This is a genomic window from Streptococcus danieliae (genome assembly GCF_025447695.1).
In the GTDB taxonomy this organism is placed as follows: domain Bacteria; phylum Bacillota; class Bacilli; order Lactobacillales; family Streptococcaceae; genus Streptococcus; species Streptococcus danieliae.
This window is the reverse complement of record NZ_JAOBSU010000004.1, coordinates 1-22,462: the sequence shown is the minus strand read 5'-3', so window position 1 is coordinate 22,462 and position 22,462 is coordinate 1. Positions and strand designations below refer to the sequence as shown.

Here is a 22,462-nt window from a genome sequence, read left to right as displayed (position 1 = left end):
AGATCTTGCTCCTCCTTCTACGAGGCTCCCTTCCCCTATTTCATTCTCTTTTGTGATATAATTGGGGAGTAAGTGTATTGTAGAAAGTTGGTAGCATATGAAACTTCCAAAAGAAGGCGACTTTATTACAATTCAAAGTTATAAGCATGATGGGCATCTGCACCGCACTTGGCGCGATACCATGGTACTAAAAACAACCGAGAACGCCCTCATTGGCGTTAATGACCATACACTGGTTACCGAGAGTGATGGTCGTCGTTGGGTGACACGTGAACCAGCCATTGTCTATTTCCACAAAAAGTATTGGTTCAATATTATCGCTATGATTCGCGATAATGGCGTCTCCTACTACTGTAATCTGGCCAGCCCCTACTATCTGGACCAGGAAGCCCTCAAGTACATCGACTACGACTTGGATGTCAAGGTCTTTGCGGACGGGGAAAAACGTCTACTGGATGTAGAAGAGTATGAACGTCATAAGAAGCAAATGAACTATTCAGAGGATATCGACTTTATTCTCAAAGAGAATGTGAAAATTCTAGTGGATTGGATTAACAATGGCCGCGGTCCCTTCTCTCAATCCTATGTAAATATTTGGTACAAACGCTATTTAGAACTCAAAAATCGGTAAAGTTAGCCTTAGAGGTAGTGTGGGTTCCACATGCCTCTTTTACTATGAAAGGAGTCCAGATGCCTTTTTCAAACCCTAATGAACGCTATGCCTCCTTCGGCATTGTCACCAGTCTTCCATCCGAGTTAATCGATTCCTTCTGGTTTGTCATCGACAAAAATCTGACAGGTGTGTTCGACCTGATATCTCCCCTCCATTTCCGGATTCTAAAAAACGCAGACAATCAGGTCAGTTTAGAATACCGAAGCAACCAGACCCCTTCCTGGATTCAATTTGATTTACCCTATCCCTTTGATCCCAGCTATCCAAGGGAAGTTTATATTGTCGAGCAAAATCACACGCAAGTGATTCTCCTACCAGATGAATTTACCGGTTAGTCGTGGAGAGCTTCTCCGTTTCTATATGAAAAAACCTTGCCCCTATTTTCGAGGGCAAGGTTTTTGTGAATCTTTTAGAATTCCTTCTCTCCCGGCAAAGCGCGGAGTTGGGTTAACTGTTCAAAGCTGTAGGCTATCTGGATGACTGTTTCATCCTGACCTGCTTTTGCAAAGAAGGTAGCTCCGACGGGTATTTCCTCTTGTAGTCCGAAGGGAACGGTGAGTTCAGGTGCACCCGCGCCAGCTGCTAGATGAGCATAGTAATTGTCTTTGGCAACCAGAATATCCAGTTTTTGATTGTCCATGGCCTGATTAAGGCTGTCTTGGGCGATTTGTAAGATGCTTTCGACCTTGGCAGCATCTAGCTTAGGACGGAGGGCTTCTTCCAAGAAGTTTTGACCATAGCGCATCCGGACTTCTGGATCCTGCTTGTTGAAATCAACCAATTCTTGCAGGGAGCCGATTGGTGCGTCCGCAGTTTTGAGGTAGTGGTTTAAATCTTTCTCAAAATCATTTTTTAGGATAAAGTTCAAGTCAATCTTGCTTGTATCAATATCGAGAGATACGACTTGAGCACCAAGATCTTTCAGAACTTTCTCTAGTCGTTTGTCGAAGTCTTTGTCTGCTTTTAAGAGACCGATTCTTTTTCCTTTGATAAAGTCCTTGTCCAAAGAAAGGGAGCTTGTTTTACCCGTGGCCGCACGGTAGGTTAGGAAGGCATCTTCCACTGTTTTGGTAATGGGTCCGACGGTGTCCAGGGTATAGGTGATTGGGACTACCCCTTCACCACTGATGGTACCACGGGTCGGTTTATAGCCGACAACCGAATTGATGGCAGCGGGAGCAACGATGGACCCAGAGGTTTCTGTCCCGAGGCTGACTGCTGCCAAATCCGTCGCCATGGCGACGGCACTACCAGAGCTGGAACCCAAGGGACTCAATACGAGAGGATTAAAGGGATTGGTTGTCTGACCTTTTTTAGCGCTATAGCCACTGGGACTTTTCTGACTCATGTAGTAGGACATCTCAGACAAATTGGTCTTCCCTAAGATAATCGCGCCATTTTCCAGTAGCTGATCAACAACGGGAGCATTTTGGGCGGGAATAAAATCTTTGAGAGCATAGGCTCCTGCGCTGGTGGACAGGTTATTGGTATTGATATTTTCCTTAATCAGGACTGGGATTCCCGCTAAGAGACGATCATCTTGGGTTTCATCGAACTTCCGAGCCTCATCCATGGCTCTTGGATTAATTTCACTCACCGCATTGTTGCCCAACTCGCTCTGATCTTTTTCTTTAATGTTTAATAAATAATAGGCAACCAAATCCTGATGGCGAATCGTCCCTTGGCGCAAGAGTTCTTGTAACTCTCCTAGAGATTTTTGTTCCATCAGCGGAATCTTAGCCCGCAAACCATCGAGATCAACCCCTTCCAACTGCAGGTCAATGGCCGCAAGGACCTGCTCATTGCGGTAAGCCAGCCGCTCCTCCTTAGCCGGCATGAGTGACTGGAGGTAGAGATAAACAGCTCCCACTCCAAGGGCAGCACCACCGACAAGAATCCCTGTTGTCCACAGGGCTATTTTTTTCACATTCATATTGTTCTCCTAATCTTTAACAAATCTCCTCAAGGCTCAAAAATCCCAATCATGCGCGATTGGGATTTTTGAATGCTAGGCATCTGAAGAATTCTTTTCCTGTACTTCTTGGGGTTGGTAGGCTGAAATAATCTGAGATACCAGGGGATGGCGTACAACATCTTGGGTTGTGAGATGAATAAAGCCAATGGTTTGTAGATGCTTGAGCTTGTCCATGGCGTCCAGGAGACCGGATCTTTGCTTGTGGGGCAAGTCTATTTGGCTAATATCTCCATTGATAATCATTTTTGAGTTAAAACCAAGCCTGGTCAAAAACATTTTCATCTGCATCACCGTTGTATTCTGGGCTTCGTCCAAAATAACAAAGGCATCATCCAAGGTTCGTCCCCGCATATAGGCGAGGGGTGCGATTTCAATCACTTCCCGCTCCAAGAGGCGGTTGGTTTGCTCCTTGCCCAGAATTTTGTGAAGAGCATCATAAACTGGGCGCAAATAAGGATCAACCTTTTCTTTCAAGTCACCCGGTAGGAAGCCCAGGCTTTCCCCAGCTTCAACTGCGGGACGGGTTAAGATAATTCGCTTGACCTGACCACGCTTGAGAGCACGCACAGCTAGAGCAACTGCCAAGAAGGTTTTCCCCGTCCCCGCCGGGCCAATTCCAAAGACCACATCCTGGTATTTCACCGCATCGACGAAGAGTTTCTGACCTGGAGTCTTAATTCGAATGGCCTTCCCTTGGAAATCGGTTAAAACCTCTTCCTCATAAAGAGCTACAAACTGGTGGAGACGCCCTTCCTTGGACATATTCATGGCCGTTACGACATCTGTCAAAGCCACCTGCATGCCACGGTTGACCAAGACCTGGAGGACCTGAATAATCGCTTTAGCCTCCAAAGCCTGCTCTTTGGAACCCAGAATCTGCACCCGCTCGGTACGCGCATGGATGACCACATCCAAGTAGTCCTCCAGCAGTTTCAAATTCCGCTCGTTAGAACCAAACAAGAGCAATAAATCATCCGGATGGTTTAAGGTTAACTCAGTTGAAAATTCTTGCAAACGATTCTCCTTTTTGCTTCTTTGCTTTCAGTATAACAAATTCCCAGCCCTTTGTCTTTCCTCAATGGGCCAAATAAGTCTCCCAAATCTGATCAAATTGACTTAAATTAAAGGCAAAAGAGGCCTCTTCCTCCAAATAACGGCTAATCTGGTCAAAATCGCTGCTTTGGCGGGGAAAGGCGGTATCGGTAAATACCAAATCCGCCAACTCTGCAGCTGCAAGATCGACTTTGGAGTCCCGCTGGGTCATCAGCCAATGGTAGAAGGATCTACGCATAGTCATCCTCCCAAATCCACTCTGTGCCCCACTCGTCCTGCTTGATTTTACCAGCCTTCATCAGTCCGCCCAAGGCCTTCTTAAATTGGCCTTTGGAAATACCGAAGGTCTCTTTGATAGCCTGAGGTGAGGACTTGTCATTCAAGGTCATAAAACCACCGTTAGTCTGGAGATATTGGGCAATCATCTGCCCATCATTGGCCAACATTTCATGAGACCGTGGTTTTACCGAGAGATTCAGGGTCCGATCGACTTGCCGGAAACCAATCACTCGAGCATCCAAAACCTGTCCCAAACGCGGCTCCGCAAACCGTTCAGTCGGATGAATAAAGCCCAACATATTGTTTTCAGGCAGATAAACAAAGGTCCCCGTCAACTTCAAGCGGTAGACAATAGCCGGCCAGGTTTGATTCTGCATGTTGTCATAGGCCGGTTGAGCCAAACGTTGAAAATCTTCTGGACTAGCTAAAATGCCCCAAATCCGCTCCTTGGCATCCACCTCCAAACGGATATAGAGACGATCCCCCTTCTTAGGCCAGAGTTCCTTTAATTCCGGCAGAATATCTAAGGATACCACCACCTGCTTATCCGGCAAACCTGTATCCACAAACACACCCAAGTCGCGACGGACCTCGGTCACTTGACCCCAGCCAAACTGATCACGATCAGCAGTTACTGATAGCGTCGTTAACCGCCGCTTCTGCTTCATATCAACATAGGTAAAGCCCTTAACCGAATCTCCTAGGGCATGCGGACCTTCCTCTTTATCCAAGGCATAGGTCTGCCCTTCCTTTTGCACATAATAATACTGATCATTTTCATCTGTTATGAGACCGACCACATAAGTCGCCAATAAACTTTCCATAGCTTCTCCTTTGTTAAAAAGAGGTTGGCTGCGCCAACCTCCTTCTCCGAACTCAGACTTCTAAGATTTCTTTTTCTTTTCCAGCTGTCATTTCATCAATTTTCTTCACAGCATCGTCTGTTACTTTTTGAATGTCTTTTTCAAGACCCTTCAATTCATCTTCTGTAATTTCTTTAGCTTTTTCTTGCTTTTTCGCTTCATCCATAGCATCACGGCGGATATTACGGATTGCAATTTTAGCATTTTCACCAACTTTTTTCACTTCTTTTGCCAAATCACGGCGTGTTTCCTCTGTTAAGGCTGGAATCACCAGGCGGATTACAGAACCATCATTAGCTGGAGTAATTCCAAGATCTGAGGCATTCAAAGCACGCTCAATATCTTTCAAAGATGATTTATCAAATGGGGTTACCAATAGCACACGCGCTTCCGGAATGGTAATTGAAGCGATCTGGTTAAGAGGTGTTTCGACACCATAATATTCCACCGTGATACGGTCCAAAAGACTCGCATTGGCACGACCTGCACGAATCGATGCAAATTCACGCGACAGACTTTGGTGAGACTGGCTCATCCGTTCTTGAGCTTTGGTTACAATTGCGTTAGACATGACTTATTTCTCCTTCTGTGAGTTATTAGAAACCGTTGTTCCGATTTGTTCTCCGAAAACAACACGGCGAATATTGCCGGCTTCATTCATATTAAAGACCACTAGGTCAATATCGTTATCCATAGATAAGCTGGACGCAGTAGAATCCATCACCGCCAAACCCTTGTTCAAAAGATCACGGTGTGTCAGTTCATCAAACTTAATAGCATCCGCATTTTTGCGAGGATCAGAGTTATAAACCCCGTCAACTCCATTTTTAGCCATCAAGATCGCTTCCGCTTCAATTTCCGCTGCTCGGAGGGCAGCTGTCGTATCTGTTGAGAAGTAAGGGGAACCAGTTCCCGCTCCGAAAATCACAATCCGACCTTTTTCCAAATGACGAAGCGCCCGCCCTCGAACAAAAGGTTCAGCAACCTGATTCATTGGAATAGCTGTTTGGACCCGCGTATCTACACCCGCTTGTTGCAGCGAATCTGCCATTACCAAGGCATTCATCACAGTCCCCAACATACCAGTGTAGTCTGCCTGCACACGATCCATTCCAGCCGCTGCAGCAGGCTCACCCCGCCAAAGGTTTCCGCCACCAATAACAAGAGCAATCTGCACTCCCGCAGCCTGAACTTCGGCAATCTCTGCTGCCATTTTTTGGACCGTTAAAATATCAATCCCTACACCCCGTTCACCAGCCAAGGCTTCACCGGATAGTTTAATCAAGACACGATTGTATTTAGGTTTCACCATCTTACCTCTCCTTTTTTCATCCTATCTATTTTACCACTATAATTGCCATAAAGTCAAAATAGATGAATAACTACAATATAAGTCTTTCTAAGACCAGAAGCTTCCTGCTATTTATTCAAAAATCTATAAAAGTTTCCACCCTATGCCCCTTTTTGCTCCCTACAATAGCAAAAACCGCCTTGGATAGGTTCAATTCTGCGAAGCCTCGTCCAATTCCTGGGCACTTGTCGGCTTCCTTTGGAAGCTCCATTAAATTGATCTTCGCCCAATAGCCCTGAGGCTCTTCGGCTTCTGCGAAGCCGTGCACAATGTCTGGCTTTCTTCGGCTTCTGCGAAGCCGCGCACAATTCCTGGGCACTTGTCGGCTTCCTTTGGAAGCTCCATTAAATTGATCTTCGCCCAATAGCCCTGAGGCTCTTTGGCTTCTGCGAAGCCTCGTCCAATTCCTGGGCATATGTAGGGTTTCTAGCGAAACCTCCATTAAATTGAAAATTCGCCCAATTCCTGGGCGAATTTTTCATTCATATCGTAGTGCTTCGATAGGGTTGAGTTTGGAGGCTTTGTTGGCTGGGAGGAGGCCGAAGATGACTCCGATGCTGATGGAGAAGAGGGTGGATCCGATGACGGATTGCATGCTGATGACGGGTGGGCCGCCAAAGGCTGCGTTGAGGCTGTCTCCGATCAGGAAGACGATTCCGTAGGAAATCGCCAGGCCGATAAAGCCTCCGATGAGGGTTAGGACCACAGATTCCACGAGGAATTGAGTCAGGATGTTGCGGCGAGTTGCTCCCAAGGCTTTTCGTAAGCCGATTTCGCGCGTCCGTTCAGTAACGGATACCAACATGATATTCATAACCCCGATTCCTCCAACTAGGAGGGAAATTCCAGCAATGGAACCGATGACCATCTGGATGACTCCCAGTTGTTGTTGAATGTTTGCGAGTTGATCGGACACATCCATCACCTGGTATTCCCCTTGAGCGGGTCTCACCAATGCGGTCAAGCGGCGAGCGGCGGCAGATCCGATTTCAAGGGAGCGCTCGACATCTTCGACGCCGACAATAATGCTTTGGATTTCTGGGACTGAAAACTCAGCAGCCAATTGGGTATTGGTCATCAATAGTTGACCATTGGGATATTGATATTGGGCAGTAATATCATTCTTATCGTAATCAAAGACGCCCATAATCCGGTAGTTATTGCCTTGAATTTTAATCAATTGGTTCAAAGCATTTTCTGGATTTGTAAAGAGCTTATTAGCCAGGGTTTTATCCAAAAGGACAACACGGGCAAATTGCTCATAGTCAGCTGTTACCAAGCTCCGTCCAGCTATTACTTGGTATTTCTGAGCCTTGAAATAAGAAGGTGAAATCCCTGTGACAGAGGCTCCTTTCACATCCTTACTTTCATAAGTGATTGTGGCAGTTGTTGAGTTGGAAACCAAATATTTAGTAACTCCTGGAATATTGAGGAGGTCTGCTACCTGGTTTTCAGCTACTTCTGGTTGTGGAGGCATGCTGGTCCCAAGTAGTTCCGATTCCGCATCAAAGAGTTCCTGACTGGTCACAATTCCACTGCCATCTTTTGACTTGATGGGCGAATAGTTAATCTGAACATTTTGTTGGGCTGACCCCAGATTCTTGGTAAAGGCCCGGTTCATCCCATCCCCAAAGGCAATGATTAGGACTACGGCTGCAACCCCAATAATGATTCCCAACATGGTTAGGAAGGAACGCATTTTATGGGAACGGATAGAGGCAATGGCAAATTTCCAAGTTTCCATTAGAGCCCTCCTTCCTTAGCTGAGTCCTGGGTGATCCGACCGTCACGGATGACGATTTGCCGAGTTGCATAAGCTGCAATTTCCGGCTCGTGTGTAACCATAATAATGGTCTTGCCCTCTTTATTGAGATCTGTCAGGAGTTCCATAATCTGATCCCCCGTTTTGGTATCCAAGGCTCCTGTCGGCTCATCGGCCAAGATAATCGCCGGCTCATTAGCCAAGGCTCTTGCAATGGCAACCCGTTGCTTCTGTCCCCCAGAAAGTTCAGACGGAAGATGTTTCATCCGCTCACTGAGATCAACCTTTTCCAAATAATACTTGGCTGTCTTTAAGCGCTCACGCGCGTTTTTTCCTGCATAAATCAAAGGAAGTTCAACATTCTGTAAGGCTGTTAATTTTGAGAGCAGGAAAAATTGTTGAAAGACAAAACCAATCTGGTGATTCCGAACATGAGCCAGCTTGTTCCCTGATAGACGAGCCACCTCTTGGCCTTCCAAATCATAGGATCCCTTGGTCGGTTGGTCTAAAAGGCCAATGATGTTCATCAGGGTGGACTTCCCAGAACCAGATGGTCCCATAATGGCTAAAAATTCCCCTTCTTCGACATCTAAATCAATGTCTTTAAGAACCTGAAGAACTTGATCCCCGTTGCGGTAGGACTTTTGGAGTCCTCTAATTTTAATTAGATTCGCCATCCTTATCGACCTCCTGACCTTGTTTGATTTGGTCATCAGGATTGGTAATAACCTGCTCGCCTTCTTTCAAACCTGCTGTAATGGCTTGGTTCTCTGCATCAGCACTTCCGATTGTTACTTGAACCTTCTTAGCTTTGCGCTTCTGATCGACAACCCAAACAAAGTGTTTCTCATCTTCTGTCACCAAGGCTGTGATTGGAACAACTGTCTGTTTGCCTTCATTTTGGACTTCCATGCTGACATTGAAACCTTGTTTCAATTCAGAAGCGTCCGAATTGATACTGACATTATAAGGGTATTTAGCACCACTATCTGCTGTCGCAGCGGCAGCTCCAGTGCTTTCACCCCCATTTTTAGGATAGTTTGAAATATAAGAGAATTCCCCTTCCCAGGTCTTCCCTGGGAAAACTTTCGAGGTGATTTTAACCTTTTGACCCTTGGCAATGTTTGGAAGGGTGTATTCTGTCACATCGCCCTTAACCTGCAAACCATCTTCACTAACAATATGGACTAAGACTTGACCAGCTCCTGTTGCTGACTTGGCTACATCCCGATTCACTTCGACAACAGTTCCCTCAATGCTTGAATAAACCGTTGTGGCATTTAAGGTGTTACCAGCTTTTTCAAGTCCTGCTACGGCATCCGCACGACTGTCATACAAATCATACAGGGAGTTTTGCGCATTTTGCTGGGCTGCTCCTGTAGCTGCACTGTAACCATAGCCACTTCCATCAGCGTCAGTACCTACAGCAGTTGAACCACTAGCGGCTTCGATTCCATAGACTTCTGCAGTATAGATTTGGCGGTCTACCTTGTTCACAGCTCGTTGGGCAATGTCATAATCTAGCTGAGCATTTTGGCTTTGGTACTGGACTAAAGGAGTCCCTACACCAACATAGTCACCTACATTTACAAGAACATCTTGAAGGTCACCCTTGCTAGCATCCAAGTAGACATACTGGTCCCGGTTAGCTGCAACCTGACCTGTTAACAAAGTGTTGGAAGCTACATTTCCAGATTTAACCTTAGCAATTTGATAGCCTGATGAAGTCTGCTCTACATCACTCGAAAAGCTATTTAATAACATGCCGCCGACCCCAAGAATCAAGGCCGCTGCACCGGCTCCAATTGTAATCTTACCCTTGCTAAGATTTCCTTTGTCAAAGGAGAATTTTTTCATTGTATCCCTCTTTCTTAATTCTTAAATGCTTCAACTAAGACCTGAAATTCCTCATTGGTTAGGGTAATCCCCTTGCCCATCTTCTGATGATCCGGACTCCAGGTCCGCAGGTCAAATTTAGCAGGTGCTCCATTAAAGCTGACCCGATTCAGCTCCTTGGTCCATCCCTTGTCATTCGTTGATAGTACTAGTAATTTTTCTTCAATTTCAAATGTAAAATCAGCCATGACTCCCCCTCTTTTTCATTTTAATACTATTATTTTACACTATTTTTCATGAAAGCTAAAGAATCTTAGACAATTCCTTCTTACAATATTGTAAGAAAGAATTAAAACCTGTATAATAAAAGAAAAACGAATAAGGGGGAAGCCGATGATCACACTTTGGGATACCATCAAGCAGCAAATGTCAGATTTTCTGGAAGCTGGGGATAGTAAAAATAAGTCCCACAAACACCTGGCAGAAATTCAAGCGACTTTGCAACGTGCACAAAATCAAAAACAAGCCGTCTTAGTCATCTATGGTAAAAAACACATTACCGGAACTATTGTCAAAATCAATCCAGATCAGAACCAGTTGATTATCAACAGCTTACCTCATAAAATTTCAACCATGATTCCCTTGAAGGATATTCGCCGGGTAAGTCCAGTTCCACCAAAGATTCAGTCAAGTCAGCTAAACTAGATCTAGCTACAACCAATCACTTGAAAACCAGAGACCTCCTATGATTTTCCCTAGTATTGTTATCTTTTTGTAATATAAGGGGTCCTGAAAATATGGTATTCTATATAGTGATTTACACAAGGAGAGATTATGCCCGTAAGAGAAAATGTATTACGTGACCAAGAGGTCCTCCGTAATCCTCAACAACCCATTGAACAACCCTTTACCCAATATGATCCTGAACAAGACCAGGAACTACGCGAAAATCGCTACGAGTTCTACTACTACATGAATCTCGCAACCTTTTCGCTCATGACCATCCTCTTTAGTTTTATCTTCTTATCTCTAGAAGTAGCTTCGGTTTGGTCAATTTCTGGGGCAATCTTAATCAGTCTAGCCTTTTTGCAGGCCAGTCGCTATGTCCGAAATTACTACAAAGACCGTTCCAAGGTGCGCTAACAGCGCACCTTATTTTTTTGAAACAAATCGCTTGCGCTTATTACTAACTAGTGATAAAATAATTTCAATTTAAGAAAAACAACGGAGATAGCTACTATGAAAATCGAACTCGGAATCTCAACATTTGGTGAAACAACTCCCCTAGAAGGCAGCAATCAGGTCTTCTCACATGACAAACGCATTCGCCAACTGGTCAAGGAAATTGAAGTGGCTGATGAAGTAGGCTTGGATGTTTACGGGATTGGGGAACACCACCGCGACGACTTCGCCGTCTCAGCACCTGAAATTGTGCTCGCAGCGGGCGCCGTCAATACTAAGAATATCCGCCTGACTAGCGCTGTCAGTATCCTATCCAGCCTCGATCCAATCCGCGTCTACCAGCAATACGCAACCATCGACGCCCTCTCCAACGGACGCGCCGAAATTATGGCCGGCCGCGGCTCCTTTACCGAATCCTTCCCCCTCTTCGGCCAAGACCTCAAGGATTATGACAACCTCTTTGATGAAAAATTAGATCTACTCCTCTATGCTAACCAAGAAACCAAACTAAAATGGAAGGGCCATCACACCCAGAGCATTGATCACCGTGAAGTCTACCCAAGAGCGGTCCAAAAACAACTCCCTATCTGGGTAGCCACTGGTGGTAACGTTGAATCCACTGTTAAAATTGCGCAAATGGGACTACCAATTGTCTACGCCATCATCGGTGGCCAACCAAGCTACTTCAAACCTCTTATCGATGCCTACCGCACCATCGGCAAAGAAAATGGCTTCAAGGACCAATACCTCAAAGTTGCTGCCCACTCTTGGGGCTTCATCATGGAAGACGGCGAAGAAGCCCGCAAACGCTACTTCCACCCAACCAAACAAGTCGTCGATGCCATCTCCAAAGATCGACCACACTGGACCCCACTCAGCTACGACAAATACCTCCAGCAAGTAGGACCAGACGGAGCGATGTTTGTCGGTAACCCCGATCAGGTCGCTGAAAAACTGATCAAGATGATTGAAGAACTCGGCCTCAACCGCTTCATGCTCCACCTCCCACTCGGCTCCATGCCCCACGAAGACGTCCTCAAAGCCATCGAGCTTTTCGGAAAAGAAGTCGCTCCTAAAGTACGCGCTTATTTCGCAGACAAATAATCCCGAATTATTCATAGATAACTAAAAAACTTCCAGAATCCCTGATAGATCAAGGTTTCTAGAAGTTTTTGATTTTCACCCATTGGGTGAGACAAAGAAACCAGGCGGAATCCTTAGATTATCAACGATTTCACCTGATTTTTATAGTGGGGATGAATGATTAGGGATTAAAGCAGAAATGAGCTGCTCCTGTTGCTCCACCACCCCAGAAACCGGCAGCTGCTCCAGATACTGTCCCGACAACTGGGAGAGCAACTGTCCCAGCGCCAGCTCCTAGTACTGCACCACTTAGTGCACCACCAACTGTACCAAGTCCACATTGTACCCAGTTTCCACCAATAACTTCAATCAGTTCCACATCTGTCATATTCATCATTTGGAAAACCTCCTCAGTAATGGCTCCACCTAATCCGTCTGCAGAAATCCGGGTCCCATAAAATTTCTGAAAAACTAGGTGACTAAGAAAAAAAGCTAGATAACTCCATTTGAAGATATCTAAAATCAGCACAGAAGAAATCATAATGTACCTATAACACTAAGAATCCCTTCCAATTATTTATTCGAAAACTCCACAAAAATTCTCAAATTGAATTATCCGTCAACTTATTTTGCAATCCCATTTCCCTTCCTAATCATCGCTCTCAACAAACTGAGAAAACAAACCAGTCCGAAGGTATTAAGTACAAGCCCAAGAGGGGACTGAAGGTGCAAGTAATTCTCAAAAATACGAACCAAGAACAATATAATACCTATAAAAACAACCACTTTTTTCATCTAAAATTCCTCACTTTCTGAATCGAGAGACACAGCACTAGAATCGCCATTACCTTTCACATTTAGTACTCTTATTCTACCACCTAGCACCTAAAATCTTGTACCAATGTCTCAAACGGTCGCTCAAAAGTTCCCAATGGTAAGGATAAGGCCTCCAATCGTAAAAAGGGGATTTTTGCCGGTCAAAAAGTAGGAAGCGGGATAGTAGGCGGTAAAGGCGAAGGGAATGACAAAGTAGAAATCTTTGTTGAGAAAGCGTTTTCTTATAAGATTATTCTAGCACTTTTAGAGCTAGCAAGCAAAGAATATTGGGGGCAAAAATAAAAAAGCTGCGTGGAAACAAAAGATGGTCCACACAGCTCCTGACCCAATAAATCTTCGGTCGCTTCATTTTTGAAAGATCCGGAGCAGGCCTAATCTAGGTCTTCACCATTGCTTGCGATAACTTGTTTATACCAGTCAAATGATTTTTTCTTGAAACGTTTAAGACTTCCCCGACCCTCGTTATCCCGATCCACGTAGATGAATCCATAGCGCTTCTTCATTTCACCGGTTCCAGCTGAAACTAAGTCGATACAGCCCCAGGTGGTATAGCCTAGGAGTTCAACGCCATCTTCAAGGATGGCATCTTTCATGGCTGCAATGTGTTTGCGCAAATAATCAATGCGATAATCGTCTGCAACATGGCCAGTTTCATCTGGTTTATCAATAGCACCAAGTCCGTTTTCTACAATAAACATCGGTTTTTGGTAACGATCCCAAATGGCATTCAAGGTGATTCGAAGACCTAGTGGGTCAATCTGCCAACCCCATTCAGAAGATTCCAAATAAGGGTTTTTGAGAGAAGCAAAAATATTCCCTTCTGTTTTTTCTTGAACCTCTGGGTCTCCCGATGCAACTCGGCTAGAATAATAGGAGAAGGAAATGAAGTCAACAGTGTAGGCTCTCAACAAGTCCAAATCTTCATCAGTCATTTTGACATCAATTCCCAACCGTTCCCATTTCTTCTTGGCGTAATTAGGATAGGTTCCACGCGCCTGGACATCAATAAAGAAATAATTCTCCCGATCTTCTTGAAGAGCAGCCCAATAGTCTCTTGGGTGAGAGGTATTTGGGTAGTATTGGCCTGCAGCTAACATACAACCCACCTTATTCTCGGGATCAATTTCATGGGCAATTTTGATGGCAATGGCAGAAGCTACTAATTCATGGTGAGCAGCTTGGTATTTGACTTGCTCCTGGTTTTCACCCTCCTCGAAATAGAGACCTGCCCCCATAAATGGGGCGTGAAGGATCATATTAATTTCCTTAAAGGTTAACCAGTAGCGGACCAAGCCCTTATAACGAGCAAATAGCGTTCGGCATAGTCGTTCATAAAACACCAGCATTTTACGATTCCGCCACCCTCCGTACTCTTCAATTAAATGCATTGGGCAGTCAAAATGGGTAATGGTGACCAGAGGTTCAATTCCATATTTATGGCACTCTTTGAAGAGTTTTTCATAAAATTCCAAACCTTTTTCATTTGGCTCAACTTCATCGCCTTTAGGAAAAATCCGAGTCCATGCAATGGACAGACGGTAGGTTTTGAACCCCATCTCCGCAAAAAGCGCAATATCCTCCTTGTAGTGGTGATACATATCAATAGAATCTTTGGCTGGATAGAAATAGCCCTCCTCGAAATCAACCATTTTCCGCTGACCGGTAATAATTGCCAAGCGCTCCTCTCCAACAGGAACGACATCAACATTGGCCAAGCCACGACCATCCACATTATAAGCTCCTTCACACTGGTTGGCAGCTGTTGCGCCACCCCATAAAAAATTCTTTGGAAAACGTGTCATTGCTACTACTCCTTTACTTTTATCTAATTGTTTCTTTCCTTAACGAACCGTTGTCAATAAGTAGTCCCCAACCTGGACAGCCTTTTCTTGGCTGACAAGAATATCCTTGTAGAGAGATGTGTTGGTAATGATAATAGGCGTTGTGACGGGAAGACCAGCTTCCCGAATCTTCTCAATATCAAAGGCCAATAGTTTTTGACCAACCTCGATTCGATCGCCGACTTCGACAAAACTTTCAAAACCTGCTCCTTGTAAGGAAACGGTGTCCATGCCAATATGAAAGAGAATCTCCGCCCCATCTTCTGTCCTCATTCCAAGAGCATGCTTACTTGGAAACAGTAAGGTAATCTCTCCCTTGGCTGGGGCATAAAGAATACCTTGACTGGGCTCAATCGCAAGTCCTTTTCCCATAGCTCCTGATGCGAAAACAGGATCAGGAACATCAGCTAGGGACAGGATTGTCCCCTCAAGTGGACTAGCAACAATTTCTTGCTGAATTTCCTTGAGCAGCGACATCGGTTCATCTTCTTTTTCCTCAAGTACTCCATCACCATAGAGGTTGGCAACTGGCAGAGCCATCTGAGCCCCAAAAGAAATCACCAGAGCTGCTACTGAAGCAATGATGGAAGAGATAACACCAGACATACTTCCGTTACTTGTATCGATTAGGGATGGATAAAGAAAAATACCAAGCCCGCCAACGGAATAAGCAACAATTCCTGCAAACATTACATAGCCACCAATAAGGGCACTCACCATACAGCTCACAATAAAAGGGGTACGCATAGGCAGTGTAATTCCGTAAATTGCTGGCTCTGTAATCCCAAAAATAGCGGAAATAAGAGCAGGTAAGGAAAGACTTTTCACCTTGGCTTCTTTACTTTTCAGCATAATGGCTAAAAGGACACCCACCTGTGTAAAACTAGGGAAGAGGGCTGGCACCAAGATTGCCGAAAAGCCTTGACTAGCCGTTTCGACAATAGCCAGGGGAACAATCGCCCAGTGCATCCCAAACATGACTATCACTTGCCAGAAACCACCCAGTACAACTCCGTAAAGCACCGGACTGATACCCATAATAAACTGGAAGAACCAGCTCAAGGCATCGGATAACAAATTCCCAACTGGACCAACCACTAAGAAGGTCACTGGAACTGCTAGCAACAGGGTCACAAAGGGGACTAAAAACAATTTGACCACGTCTGGGATAAGTTTTCGAGCTCCTCTTTCAATATAAGAGGCAATCCAAACTGCTAAAATTGCTGGAAGAACAGTTGAGTAGTAGCCTCCAGTTGGAAGCCAGAAGGGAATCCCAAAAATCTTGTTTATACCTGCTGCCGTCAATCCCTCAACAGCTCCTGGCAAGCTAGGGTATACCAAGGCTGTCCCAATAGCCAAAGCGGTAAATTCATTGATTTTAAATTTTCTTGCAGAAGTCAAGGCAATAATCAACGGAAGATATTGAAAAAATCCATCACCAGCTGCGTTTAACATCGCATAGAGTGCGCTACTGTCAGCTGTCATCCCATTAGCCCCAAGAATGGCAACCAACCCCTTTAAAATCCCTGCTGCAGCCAAGGCTCCAAGGAAGGGCTGAAAAATACCGGAAATCAGATCGACAAATCGTTCAAAGAGGTTACCCTTGAACTTGTCCCCTTCATCAATATCCAAACTTCCATTGCCCACAATTCCTGCTGCTGTCTGAACCGCCACATAAACATCCGGAACGTGATTGCCAATCACCACCTAGTACTGACCACCTGCTTGCACTACAGTAACAATCCCATCACGCGCCTTGAGATAATCGGTATCGGCCTTTCCTTCATCTTTCAAGCTAAAGCGAAGGCGCGTGATACAGTGCTTGAGCTCTTTAATATTTTCTCGCCCCCCAACATGATTGACAATATCTTTTGCCAGCTGGCTATAATCTTTGGCCATAGTGACCACTCCTTTCTGATTACTTGAGACAAGCAAAAAAACCCAAACATATACCACAATGCCCCCGACTCAAAAAGCCTTCTCAGACACATTCGTATATATTTAGGTTTTGCCTGCCTTACAGTAACAATCCTTTTCTAATTCTATCTTAGCAAAACACACATTACTTTACAAGCGATTTCAAAATATTTCTTGATAAAAATAGCAAGTTTACTCAATCAACCGTTGAATATGGATCGCTAGATAAATTTGTTCGTCCAGAGACATCTCAAAACCATAACTTTCTTTTACAAAAATTTTTATTTTCTCACTAGCCGCAAGAGCTTGGGGATAATTGGCTTGAATTTGTTGGTACAAAAAGGCGTCATTCCGTCCTGCTACTTGCCCCTGAAGAACACGCTGGGCAAAATAGCTGAGATGAGTAACCAAACGGTGAAAGCTGGTATCTTCCTGAAAATCTGCCCAGCCAAAATGGAGACGAACAATATCGAGGAATTGGTGAACCATTTGATTCACCTGGTGTTCTTGTTGGCTTCCCGCATTAGTCTTTTGGGCATTAATCAAATGTAGGGCCAAAAAGGAGGCCTCACCTTTCTCCATGTGAATGCCAAATTTCTCTTGGATGTGATCCAGTGTCTCTAAACCCAATTGGTATTCTTTGGGATAGAACTTCCGTACTTCCCAAGCCAAAGGATTTTCAATTGACAAGCCCTGGCGGCTTCTCTCCAGAGCATAATGGAGATGATCCCCAAGACTAAGATAGAGAGAAAATTCAAAGCTAGTATCAAGGACTGACTCAGCCTTTACAATCAGCTGGGTTACCAAGTCAACTTCGTCTGCCGGCATGCGACTATAGAGGTGAAAAATGTCACTTTCCTTTTCATCCCCCTGTAGCACAAATGTTTTCTCAATTTTATCCACTTCCAAATTCTGTCCCGCTTTTTTCTGAAAACCGAGCCCCTTCCCCATCACAATAATTTCCCGACCTTGTGTATCTATGGCTTGGACGACATTATTGTTATAAACTTTGATAATTTTCATCTTGCCCACCTTTGTAGAAGCTAGTGTCCTCAGACTCATTTCTAAGGTCTAAATAGCAAAAAAACCTAAATCCATCACCAAAGAGGCCTGTCGCCAGACTCCTGATTTTGATTTAGGTTTTGCCTGCTTTCCAGTAACAATCCTAAGTCTAGTCTAGCAAATTGGTGGCGCTTTCGTAAGACTGATTTCCTGTTTTCTAGAAGTAGGCCCCACCCTCACAACAAGCCCAACTTCTGAAAAGCCTTGTAAAGCCCATCGGCCTCTACATCAGTGGTTACCAAATCAGCCATGGCAAGTATTTCTGGACCTCCATTGCCCATTGCCACTCCAACTTCCGCAAAATCGAGCATGGGGATATCAATTTTCGCGTCACCAAAAGCGATGGTTTGACTGCGGTCAACTCCTAGACGCTTTAGTAAAAACTCCATAGCCTGGCCCTTATTGACACCTTTTAGGCCTAGATCTCCAAACAAAGCCTTTTCCCCGCGGCCACCCCAGGTGTGGGCTTCCAATTGTGGAAAGGCTGCTTGAGAATCCAAGTGATCCTGATAGGAATCTAGAATAAAGCTGATTTTATTGAGGTCATCCCGGTAAAGGTTGACCTCAAAAACCAGGCCATGGAGAATGTCTTCGACTTCCTGGCCCGCCACTTCATCGGCTGTTCGCCCCTTGGTCATGAGGTAGCTTTGCAAAACCTTGCGGCCACGTTCCCGAAAGCCTGGACTAGCAAATAGGCCTTGATTGCTTTCCAAGAAAAATTCTAGGCCCCGTGCTTGGAGCCAGTCCACTACCTGCCGGGCATCCTCCTCAGAGATTACCTGGTGCTGGAGAACCTGTCCTTGAAACTCGATATAGGAACCATTGCCCCCAATCATCCCGTCCAGTCCCATGTCCCACAATTCATCCTGCATTTCAGCCCGACTCCGACCGGTGCAGGCAATCACCACATGCCCCTGAGCTCTGGCCGCCCGGATTGCCTTTTGGGCAGATCCTGGAATCCGATTGTGGTAATCAACGATTGTCCCGTCCACATCTAAGAATAGTATTTTTTTCACAGCGCATCCTCCTTGTCTCTAGTTTACCCTTCTTTCTTTTGAAAAAAAAGTAAAAAAGTTGGAGATAAGGCTAATATCCTTTGATATCCATGATAAAATGGAGATAGAATCGTTAATTAGGGAGGGTATATGATTGCTTATCACCAACTAGACTTCCCCGCAAGTGGGGAAAGTCGGACAATCCGGGTCTATCTGCCGGATCAGTATGAACACCAAACGACTGCCTATCCAGTGATGTACTTCTTTGATGGTCACAACCTCTTCTCCGATCAGGAAGCAACTTATGGAGAATCTTGGAAACTCAAGGACTTTCTGGATCAGTGGACTAAGAACATGATTGTGGTCGGCCTAGAACCGGGGCACCAAGGCAACCAACGCTTAGAAGAGTATTCTCCCTACGATATCGGGAACACCTTCTTTGCAGGTCCGATCCAGGGCCAGGGGCGGGAAACTCTGGACTGGCTGGTTCAGCAGGTCAAACCCTTTATCGACCAAACCTACCGCACCTATCCTGATCGCCTCAATACAGGCATTGCCGGTTCCTCCATGGGTGGGCTCATGACCCTCTATGCCCTATCCCACTACAACACCGTCTTCTCCAAGGGAGCTGCCTTATCCTCAGCCCTCTTTGGCCCAATCCAGCAAGAGGTTGCCCAGGTGCCAATCGATAGCAATACCCGCCTCTACATGGGCTGGGGTACCCGTGAAATGGGGCAAAATTCGGAGGCTGATGTCGATCCCTGGTCAACTTCCTTCGCCCAAAGCCACCTAAACCTAGAAGCTAGTTTTCAGAGGTCGGGTGCTCAAACCTACCTCTATCCCCAAATCCACGGCCGCCATACCGAAAGCGACTGGGCGCAACAAGTCCCGCTCTTGATGGACTTTTTATGGATGAGATAAGGAGAATTGTATGAAAAAGAAACCCCTACTGCTCTTATGGAGCCTTCTGCTTAGTCTGGCTCTTGGACTGGGAGTCCTCAGCCCAAGCCCTACTTTCAATCCCCCGACCGTTTATGCAGCTGAGACCAGCGATGGCCTTCTTCCTTTTAAAGGTGAAAAGCAAATCCAACTCCAGGACTGGGATGCCAAAGGGCGAGCCCAAGCAGCCCACATCCAATTAAAGGAGGGGGACCAACCTACCAAAAAACGAGCCGGTAAAATCAACTTCGACCCCGTTGGTTGGCATAACTACAAATTCTATTTTGACGACGGTAGTGAACAAGCCTGGCTCATGAGCCGTGGCCATTTACTAGGCTACCAATTCAGTGGTCTGACTGATGAGGGACGCAATCTAGTCCCCATAACCAACTGGCTCAATGCTGGAAACTATCAAGGGACTGATGAGTCTAACCCCGACAGCATGCTTTTCTATGAAAATCGCCTCGATTCCTGGCTGGCAACCCATCCCAATTATTGGTTAGACTACAAGGTCAGCCCCATCTACACCGGCGATGAATTAATTCCACGTCAGATTGAGCTCCAGTATGTCGGACTAGATGCTAAAGGAAATAAACTCTCCATTACCCTTGGCGGAAAAGAAGCCACGGACGCAGCCGGAATTACCCGCGTCCTCCTGGATAACACTTCACCCAATGCAGAAATCGACTACACTAGCGGTAGAGCTATCAACACCGTCACCTCAGCTAGTGAACAGGCAGCCGCCAAGCAAAGAGCTGCGGAAGAAGCCGCTGCTGCTCAAGCACAGGCCGAAGCGGAAGCTCGGGCTGCCGCTCAAGCTACGGAGGAGGCACGTCTGCAAGCCGAAGCTCAGGCTCAAGCTGAAGCTCAAGCTGCAGCCCAGGCCCAGGCAGATGCGACTATTGCCATTAGTCCTGAAGTCAACTCTGGAGGGGGCTACACCAGGGATGCTCGCGGACGTTGGCACAGACCAAATGGTCAATATGCTTCGAAAGCAGAGATTGCTGCTGCAGGGCTCCCTTGGTAAACAAGACTGGATTTCTCCACCTTTCCTTTTGAGGACAGGTGGTTTTTTATGCTATAATAAGAGAGATTTTTTTGAGAAAGGAGTCTTATGAAATTCTATTCCTATGAGCATGTCTTGAACCAAATTCGTCAAGATAACTGGCTGCTGGCTATTTTCTTCACTTTGGTCTTAGTGATCCTCGCTTTTACAGCCTTTCAAGCCTACCGTGACAAGCGGGATTCAAAATACCGTGAACTGGTGATTATCCTCGGACTGGTACTCCTTGTATCTGGCTTATCTGGTTTTGAAAGTCTACAAGCAAACAGTCAGATCAATAACCAATACCGCTCCTCGATTCACTTTATCGAGAAGGTATCCGATAAACTCAAGGTTAAACCCAGCCAAGTGTACGTCAATACATCTACTGAAACCAATGGAGCCCTACTCTATGTAGAGGGACACTTTTATCGAGCTATTTCTGGAAGTGAACCAGATTCCTACCTACTAGAAAAGATAAATTTCGATTCTTTTGATTTAGAATTAGTGGAGGTGAATCCGTGAATACGCTTTATTTAGATACAGCCATTAAATTAGTAATTGGTCTATTAACACTGATTGTCGTCATCAATATTTCTGGTAAAAGCAATCTAGCCCCGAATTCCGCAACAGATCAGATTCAAAACTATGTTCTCGGGGGAATTATCGGTGGGGTCATCTACAATCCCTCCATCACACTTCTCCAATATGTCATCATCCTGATGATTTGGACTATTTTAGTGCTCTGCCTCAAATGGTTAAAAACCCATAACCACACCATCAAACAAATGATTGATGGCCAACCCCGCGTTCTAATCCAAAAAGGGCAAGTCGATGTCGAAGCTTGTCGGACAGCAGGTCTAACCGCTGCCGACCTAACCCTCAAACTCCGGGGACAAGGCATCTTCCGCATGGCTGATGTCAAACGAGCAGTTTTGGAACAGAATGGTCAATTAATTGTCGTCCAAGCCGGTGAAGCCAATCCCAAATACCCCGTCATCACCGACGGAGTTGTCCAAACTGACATCCTGGAACTTTTGGAAAAGGATCCAGACTGGCTCCAGGAAGAACTCCAGCAACTGGGCTATGCGGACATTTCCCAAATCTTCCTGGTTGAATATGATCAGGGACAACTAAACATCGTCACCTATGAATCTTAAACTAGAAAGATAATCTAAAATCATGACTTCTATTGTCATACAGACGTGTTGAGTTTACAGAGCTATTCTACGATCTCGTTTTTGTCTATACGATTTCGAAAACAACCGGGCTCATCCACCACTTGGAAGATGGCATTCTCCCCCCTTCCACCTCTTAAGTTTCCTAACCTGCTTGTTACTACTGGTAAACATTTGGATGATTCAAATCATGTTTATCGACATGGGACTGATGATGCTTTTCTCCAATTCCTTCACCATCGACTGGGAAACTAGTTTCCACCTGTTCGACCTCATCTTTCCCTTCTTATCCGGAATCCTATTCCTTCAATACGCGGTTCAATACAAGCAAAGCCGGAATTTGGAGGAACGGCAACTAGTTACGACCTTTTTAAAAATCTTAAGGGCACCTCTAAAAACTCATACTTATTGTCGCCTTATTTCAAATAAGTAGGTATTCCTATTTGGTAGTGTAGTGCGGACGTGAGCAGCCTCCTTCGGAGTCTCATCACTAAATTTTGAGCCAAGGTCTCAAAATCTCCGCCATCTAGCAGTTGTTTCCAACTGCTGATGGTTCCACTACAGTAGAAATACCTGCTTTTCTTTATTTTCACT

General features: G+C 45.3%; 23 protein-coding genes and 2 pseudogenes. 9 read left to right on the top strand and 16 right to left on the bottom strand.

All coding sequences use genetic code 11. The features are described 5' to 3' along the window. Positions 1 to 97 precede the first annotated feature (97 nt). Positions 98 to 631, top strand: coding sequence for a nucleoside tri-diphosphate phosphatase (gene ntdP / locus N4310_RS00620; RefSeq protein WP_160332906.1), 534 nt, complete (start codon positions 98 to 100; stop codon positions 629 to 631). A gap of 59 nt (positions 632 to 690) precedes the next feature. Next, positions 691 to 1,008: a DUF960 domain-containing protein gene (locus N4310_RS00615; RefSeq protein WP_262091686.1), complete on the top strand. Its 318-nt coding sequence runs from the start codon at positions 691 to 693 to the stop codon at positions 1,006 to 1,008. Between the two features lie 74 nt (positions 1,009 to 1,082). Here the strand turns inward: N4310_RS00615 and N4310_RS00610 are convergent, their stop codons facing one another. The 10 genes from N4310_RS00610 to N4310_RS00565 form a co-directional block, all read right to left on the bottom strand. Beyond that, positions 1,083 to 2,606 carry an amidase family protein gene (locus tag N4310_RS00610; protein WP_262091685.1) on the bottom strand — a complete coding sequence of 508 codons (1,524 nt, stop codon included), beginning with the start codon at positions 2,604 to 2,606 and terminating at the stop codon, positions 1,083 to 1,085. Positions 2,607 to 2,681: 75 nt separating this feature from the next. After that, positions 2,682 to 3,662, bottom strand: coding sequence for a PhoH family protein (locus N4310_RS00605; protein WP_262091684.1), 981 nt, complete (start codon positions 3,660 to 3,662; stop codon positions 2,682 to 2,684). A gap of 61 nt (positions 3,663 to 3,723) precedes the next feature. Continuing rightward, on the bottom strand, positions 3,724 to 3,939 hold the full coding sequence (locus N4310_RS00600) for a YozE family protein (protein ID WP_160332891.1): 216 nt from the start codon (positions 3,937 to 3,939) through the stop codon (positions 3,724 to 3,726). Next, positions 3,932 to 4,804 (bottom strand): RNA-binding virulence regulatory protein CvfB, encoded by an 873-nt coding sequence (cvfB, locus tag N4310_RS00595; RefSeq protein WP_262091683.1) that lies wholly within the window; start codon positions 4,802 to 4,804, stop codon positions 3,932 to 3,934. The genes N4310_RS00600 and cvfB overlap by 8 nt, the downstream gene beginning before the upstream one ends. Positions 4,805 to 4,856: 52 nt before the next feature. Continuing rightward, positions 4,857 to 5,414: a ribosome recycling factor gene (gene frr / locus N4310_RS00590; protein ID WP_160332893.1), complete on the bottom strand. Its 558-nt coding sequence runs from the start codon at positions 5,412 to 5,414 to the stop codon at positions 4,857 to 4,859. 3 nt (positions 5,415 to 5,417) lie between these two features. Continuing rightward, a complete protein-coding gene (pyrH, locus tag N4310_RS00585; RefSeq protein WP_160332894.1) occupies positions 5,418 to 6,155 on the bottom strand; it encodes a UMP kinase in 738 nt (245 codons plus the stop codon). Positions 6,156 to 6,672: 517 nt separating this feature from the next. After that, positions 6,673 to 7,938, bottom strand: a complete 1,266-nt coding sequence (locus N4310_RS00580; protein ID WP_262091682.1) for an ABC transporter permease — start codon at positions 7,936 to 7,938, stop codon at positions 6,673 to 6,675. Next, on the bottom strand, positions 7,938 to 8,633 hold the full coding sequence (locus tag N4310_RS00575; RefSeq protein WP_160332896.1) for an ABC transporter ATP-binding protein: 696 nt from the start codon (positions 8,631 to 8,633) through the stop codon (positions 7,938 to 7,940). Before N4310_RS00575 ends, N4310_RS00580 begins: the two co-directional genes overlap by 1 nt. Continuing rightward, positions 8,617 to 9,813, bottom strand: a complete 1,197-nt coding sequence (locus N4310_RS00570; protein WP_262091681.1) for an efflux RND transporter periplasmic adaptor subunit — start codon at positions 9,811 to 9,813, stop codon at positions 8,617 to 8,619. Before N4310_RS00570 ends, N4310_RS00575 begins: the two co-directional genes overlap by 17 nt. A gap of 14 nt (positions 9,814 to 9,827) precedes the next feature. Beyond that, positions 9,828 to 10,040, bottom strand: coding sequence for a YdbC family protein (locus tag N4310_RS00565; protein WP_179923834.1), 213 nt, complete (start codon positions 10,038 to 10,040; stop codon positions 9,828 to 9,830). 145 nt (positions 10,041 to 10,185) lie between these two features. On the opposite strand from N4310_RS00565, the gene N4310_RS00560 reads away from it, so the two are divergent. From N4310_RS00560 to N4310_RS00550, 3 genes are all read left to right on the top strand, one after another. Next, entirely contained in the window at positions 10,186 to 10,497 is a 312-nt protein-coding gene (locus N4310_RS00560) for a YolD-like family protein (protein ID WP_160332899.1), read from the top strand. A 129-nt stretch (positions 10,498 to 10,626) separates the two neighbouring features. Then, positions 10,627 to 10,935, top strand: coding sequence for a DUF3270 family protein (locus N4310_RS00555; RefSeq protein ID WP_160332900.1), 309 nt, complete (start codon positions 10,627 to 10,629; stop codon positions 10,933 to 10,935). A 96-nt stretch (positions 10,936 to 11,031) separates the two neighbouring features. Continuing rightward, a complete protein-coding gene (locus N4310_RS00550; RefSeq protein WP_262091680.1) occupies positions 11,032 to 12,078 on the top strand; it encodes an LLM class flavin-dependent oxidoreductase in 1,047 nt (348 codons plus the stop codon). A gap of 160 nt (positions 12,079 to 12,238) precedes the next feature. Here N4310_RS00550 and N4310_RS00545 read toward each other — a convergent pair whose 3' ends face one another. From N4310_RS00545 to N4310_RS00520, 6 genes and pseudogenes are all read right to left on the bottom strand, one after another. Next, positions 12,239 to 12,445, bottom strand: a complete 207-nt coding sequence (locus tag N4310_RS00545; protein ID WP_160332903.1) for a Blp family class II bacteriocin — start codon at positions 12,443 to 12,445, stop codon at positions 12,239 to 12,241. Positions 12,446 to 12,975: 530 nt separating this feature from the next. Continuing rightward, positions 12,976 to 13,119 (bottom strand): annotated as a pseudogene (locus tag N4310_RS00540) (ABC-2 family transporter protein); the annotation flags it as partial. Between the two features lie 146 nt (positions 13,120 to 13,265). Further along, positions 13,266 to 14,696, bottom strand: coding sequence for a 6-phospho-beta-glucosidase (locus tag N4310_RS00535; protein WP_262091679.1), 1,431 nt, complete (start codon positions 14,694 to 14,696; stop codon positions 13,266 to 13,268). A gap of 39 nt (positions 14,697 to 14,735) precedes the next feature. Continuing rightward, a pseudogene (locus tag N4310_RS00530) lies at positions 14,736 to 16,634 on the bottom strand (beta-glucoside-specific PTS transporter subunit IIABC). Between the two features lie 210 nt (positions 16,635 to 16,844). Continuing rightward, entirely contained in the window at positions 16,845 to 17,675 is an 831-nt protein-coding gene (gene licT / locus N4310_RS00525) for a BglG family transcription antiterminator LicT (RefSeq protein WP_262091678.1), read from the bottom strand. Positions 17,676 to 17,890: 215 nt separating this feature from the next. Beyond that, the gene (locus N4310_RS00520) at positions 17,891 to 18,730 is read right to left on the bottom strand and encodes an HAD family hydrolase (RefSeq protein WP_262091677.1); all 840 of its coding nucleotides are present in this window, start codon (positions 18,728 to 18,730) and stop codon (positions 17,891 to 17,893) included. A gap of 129 nt (positions 18,731 to 18,859) precedes the next feature. On the opposite strand from N4310_RS00520, the gene N4310_RS00515 reads away from it, so the two are divergent. The 4 genes from N4310_RS00515 (at position 18,860) to N4310_RS00500 (ending at position 21,850) form a co-directional block, all read left to right on the top strand. Beyond that, the gene (locus N4310_RS00515; protein WP_262091676.1) at positions 18,860 to 19,630 is read left to right on the top strand and encodes an alpha/beta hydrolase; all 771 of its coding nucleotides are present in this window, start codon (positions 18,860 to 18,862) and stop codon (positions 19,628 to 19,630) included. Positions 19,631 to 19,640: 10 nt separating this feature from the next. After that, on the top strand, positions 19,641 to 20,675 hold the full coding sequence (locus tag N4310_RS00510; RefSeq protein ID WP_262091675.1) for a DNA/RNA non-specific endonuclease: 1,035 nt from the start codon (positions 19,641 to 19,643) through the stop codon (positions 20,673 to 20,675). An 87-nt stretch (positions 20,676 to 20,762) separates the two neighbouring features. Continuing rightward, a complete protein-coding gene (locus N4310_RS00505) occupies positions 20,763 to 21,215 on the top strand; it encodes a DUF3290 domain-containing protein (protein ID WP_262091674.1) in 453 nt (150 codons plus the stop codon). Beyond that, positions 21,212 to 21,850 carry a DUF421 domain-containing protein gene (locus N4310_RS00500; RefSeq protein WP_262091673.1) on the top strand — a complete coding sequence of 213 codons (639 nt, stop codon included), beginning with the start codon at positions 21,212 to 21,214 and terminating at the stop codon, positions 21,848 to 21,850. Before N4310_RS00505 ends, N4310_RS00500 begins: the two co-directional genes overlap by 4 nt. Positions 21,851 to 22,462: the final 612 nt, after the last annotated feature.